We start from the raw sequence: 4,036 nt of genomic DNA on the forward strand, positions 1-4,036 counted from the left end.
TGGCGATGCCACGCACCTGGCCTTCGATGCGGCGCAGCCGTTTGGCGTAGTTGTCCTTCTGCTGCGAATAGCCGTGTGTCGATGCCATTCAGCCTCCCAGCATCTTTTTCATCTGGTCTATCTCCCCCTGCTGCGTACTGACCATCTGCTTCGCCATCGCGATCGCGTCGCTGTTGCGCCCATTGGTGATCTCGGTGTTTGCCATGTCGATGGCCCCTTGATGGTGACTGATCATGGACTGCAGCCACAACTTGTCGTAGTCGGCGCCCTGCAACGATCCCAGCTTGGCCATGGTGGCCTGGTCGACCATCCCGGTCATGGCGGTGTCGGCGGGCCCACGCGTATCAGCGTCGGACTGGGTGCTCCACTGCACCAGAAATCCCTTGAGCTTCTTGATCTCAGATTGCTGAGCGCCGCCGACACCGGAGGCGAGCTTGACCAACTCGGCGTTCCCGGTATGGCTTGGCACGGGCGCCGACAGGTCGACGGCCTGTTGGTGGTGCGGAATCATGTTGGCGGCGAAGGCAATATCGGCGCGGTTGTGACTGGCCGGCTGATCCGGCTGACTGCTGGCAGCGCCTTTTTGGGTCAACGATCCGCCACACGCGGACAGCGCCACGGCGGCGGCCAGCGTCGCCAGGACAGCCACGATGCGAGCGACAAGATTAGCCATACCAGCCACCATACCCACCGTCGGTATACCCCCTGCGGGTATTAGCGGAATTTTGGCGGGCATATCGGCACGCGCATACTGAGACGATGGCCGAAACGATCGAGGGCAGGTCCGCGTCGCCCGTCGACATCAAACCCCGCAGCCGTGACGTCACCGACGGTCTGGAAAAAGCCGCCGCCCGCGGGATGTTACGCGCAGTAGGCATGGACGACGACGACTTCGCCAAGCCGCAGATCGGCGTGGCGTCGTCGTGGAACGAAATCACGCCCTGCAACCTGTCGCTGGACCGGTTGGCCAAGGGCGCCAAGGATGGAGTGTTTGCCGCCGGCGGCTATCCGCTTGAGTTCTGCACGATCTCGGTGTCCGACGGCATTTCGATGGGCCACGAGGGCATGCACTTTTCGCTCGTTTCGCGCGAGCTGATCGCCGACAGCGTCGAGACGGTGATGCAGGCCGAACGCTTCGACGCCATGGTGCTGCTCGCCGGATGCGACAAGTCACTGCCGGGCATGTTGATGGCTGCCGCCAGGCTGGATCTGGCCGCGGTATTCCTCTACGCGGGCTCGATCCTGCCGGGGCGCACCAAGCTGTCCGACGGCAGCGAGCGCGAGGTCACGATCATCGACGCATTCGAGGCGGTCGGTGCGTGCGCGCGCGGTCTGATGCCGCGCGAAGACGTCGACGCCATCGAACGGGCCATCTGCCCAGGCGAAGGGGCCTGCGCCGGTATGTACACCGCCAACACGATGGCCAGCGCCGCCGAAGCGCTGGGTATGTCGCTGCCCGGTAGTGCGGCGCCGCCGGCAACCGATCGCCGCCGCGACGGGTTCGCGCGCCGCAGCGGCGAGGCCGTCGTCGAATTGCTGCGCCGCGGCATCACCGCGCGCGACATTCTCACCAAGGAGGCGTTCGAGAACGCGATCGCGGTCGTGATGGCGTTCGGGGGCTCCACCAACGCCGTGCTGCACCTGCTGGCGATCGCCTACGAGGCCAATGTCAAGCTGTCGCTGGAGGATTTCAGCCGCATCGGTTCGCGTGTGCCGCACTTGGCCGATGTCAAGCCCTTCGGCCAGCACGTGATGGTCGACGTCGACCGCATCGGCGGGGTGCCGGTAGTCATGAAGGCACTGTTGGACGCCGGTCTGCTGCATGGTGACTGCCTGACGGTGACCGGCCGGACCGTGGCCGAGAATCTCGCGCGCATCGCGCCGCCCGATCCAGACGGCAAGGTGCTGCGGGCATTGGATAACCCGATCCATCCGACCGGCGGGATCACGATCTTGCACGGATCGCTAGCGCCGGAGGGTGCGGTGGTCAAGACTGCTGGCTTCGACACAGACGTGTTCGAAGGCACGGCAAGGGTTTTCGACGGCGAGCGGGCCGCCTTGGATGCCCTCGAGGACGGAACCATCACCGCGGGCGATGCCGTGGTGATCCGCTACGAGGGCCCCAAGGGTGGCCCGGGAATGCGCGAAATGCTCGCGATCACCGGCGCTATCAAAGGTGCCGGCTTGGGTAAAGACGTGCTGTTATTGACCGACGGCCGGTTCTCCGGGGGCACCACCGGACTGTGCGTGGGACACATCGCTCCCGAAGCGGTCGACGGGGGGCCGATCGCTTTCCTGCGCGACGGGGACCGGATCCGGCTCGACGTCGCCGGCGCGACCCTGGACGTGTTGGTCGATGCTGGCGAATTGGCCTCGCGCCGCGCGGGTTTCACTCCGTTACCGCCGCGTTACACCAGCGGGGTGCTCGCCAAGTACGTCAAGCTGGTCGGTTCGGCCGCCACCGGAGCAGTCTGCGGTTAGTCTGCGTCCCGGCCGGACTGAACCGGCCGGGACCGTGAACTTCCGTGTGGCCTAACTACTATGCGTGCTTTGCTTCGTAGCTGCGCGCGCGCATGCCGAAGTACACGGCGGTCAGGCCCATCACGGTTATCACCGCTCCGGTGACCACATTCGACCAGATCATGCCGGCGGTCGGGGAGGCACCGTGCATGACGACCCACGGCGACACGATGAGCCACACGCCGAACACCGGAAGCGTCCACGTCATGCCGTGGGTGCGGTCCAGCGCCGACGCAAAGCAGAATGCCAGCACGGCCACTGCTAAGCCGCAGATTAGGTCGTTGCGGGCCAGCGGTCTTGTCATGCTGAAGCCGACGATCCATGACGACAGGGCCGCGTAGATGCCGGCCAGCAGCGCCACCCCGAAGGTGAACTGGGCGGTCATTGATTCTGCGGCACGCTCATAGTTGGCGCGCAGAGCCAACAAATCCGGGTGTTGTTCGATTGATGGATGCACTGTGCTCATTTTGTGACCTTTCTGTTATGCGGCAAGCCTTTTGGGCTGTCCGCAACCCACCCATCTGACCCGAGATTACGCTGGCCGGCGTAGCTCCAGCAACGAAAACTAAGCTGGTTCACCTGCTCGACAAGCACTGACGGCTACCCGTAGCGTCGAGCCAAAGCGAGGTGAGACATGGATATCGCGGATCGGCTTCGGCTCGACGTTCCGGTGGGTCAGGCAGGGATGGGCGGCGGACTGGCCGGCGCACCGTTGGCTGCTGCGGTCGCCAAGGCCGGCGGCCTGGGAACACTGGGGATCACGACACCGAACCAGTTGCGAACGTCGATCGACCAGGTGCGCGCCGAGGCCCCGGGACGCGCGGTTGCGGTGAACCTGTTGTCGCCCTTCACCCGTCGCCGCCACGTCGACGTCTGCGTCGATGCTCACGTCGACGTCGTCGTGGTGGCCTTCGGCGGTGACCGCAGACTGGTCGAGCGTCTCCGCGACGCGGGCATCTTCGTCTTCGTGATGGTCGGTACTGAAGACCAGGCGCGGGAAGCGGTCGGCTGGGGCGCTGACGGTCTGATCGCCCAAGGACGCGAAGCCGGTGGTCACCTCGTCGGGACCGCGCCGGCGCTGCAATTCCTGCCGCAGGCGTGCGCCATTGCCGGTGAGCGTCCGGTGTTCCTCGCCGGCGGGATTGCCACCAAGGCCGATACCCGTGCCGCACTCGAGGCGGGAGCCAGCGGCGTCATCGCGGGTACCCGGTTTTTGCTGACGCATGAATCGAACGCGCATCCCGAGTACCAGCGACGCGTGATCAACGCGGACAAGACGCTCGAAACCACCTTGTTCGGGCTGAGCTGGCCGCTGCGGCACCGCGTCGTGCCCAATTCCGCTACCCGCCGGTGGTGCCGCAGCGACGGGAGCGCCAAAGTGCTCCCTGCTGCCCTCAACACATCCAGCCGCGCGCTGGCCGTGCTGGGCTACCTCGATGCCGGCGCGTTGATGCGGCTGCAATCACCGGGCCGTCCAGTGTTCACGCCGCTGGCGCCGTTGGCTGGAATGCCGGAT

At 65.5% G+C, this 4,036-nt stretch carries 5 protein-coding genes; 2 read left to right on the forward strand and 3 right to left on the reverse strand.

What is annotated here, in order from left to right:
- Together VFA16_RS20295 and VFA16_RS20300 are read right to left on the reverse strand one after the other, a co-directional pair.
- Positions 1-88: metal-sensing transcriptional repressor (locus tag VFA16_RS20295; RefSeq protein ID WP_324969555.1), on the reverse strand; the 88-nt coding region annotated here is incomplete at its 3' end.
- Complete coding sequence (locus VFA16_RS20300; RefSeq protein WP_324969551.1) at positions 89-619, reverse strand: DUF305 domain-containing protein; 531 nt, start codon at positions 617-619, stop codon at positions 89-91. It abuts the gene before it with no gap.
- A 140-nt stretch (positions 620-759) separates the two neighbouring features.
- Here VFA16_RS20300 and ilvD point away from each other — a divergent pair, with 140 nt between their 5' ends.
- Positions 760-2,481, forward strand: coding sequence for a dihydroxy-acid dehydratase (gene ilvD, locus VFA16_RS20305; RefSeq protein WP_324969552.1), 1,722 nt, complete (start codon positions 760-762; stop codon positions 2,479-2,481).
- Positions 2,482-2,539: 58 nt separating this feature from the next.
- Here ilvD and VFA16_RS20310 read toward each other — a convergent pair whose 3' ends face one another.
- On the reverse strand, positions 2,540-2,986 hold the full coding sequence (locus tag VFA16_RS20310) for an SPW repeat protein (RefSeq protein ID WP_324969553.1): 447 nt from the start codon (positions 2,984-2,986) through the stop codon (positions 2,540-2,542).
- Between the two features lie 168 nt (positions 2,987-3,154).
- On the opposite strand from VFA16_RS20310, the gene VFA16_RS20315 reads away from it, so the two are divergent.
- A partial coding sequence (locus VFA16_RS20315; protein ID WP_324969554.1) for a nitronate monooxygenase occupies positions 3,155-4,036 on the forward strand: 882 nt, incomplete at its 3' end.

Origin of the sequence: Mycobacterium sp. (genome assembly GCF_035653355.1) — a bacterium.
Lineage (GTDB): Bacteria > Actinomycetota > Actinomycetes > Mycobacteriales > Mycobacteriaceae > Mycobacterium.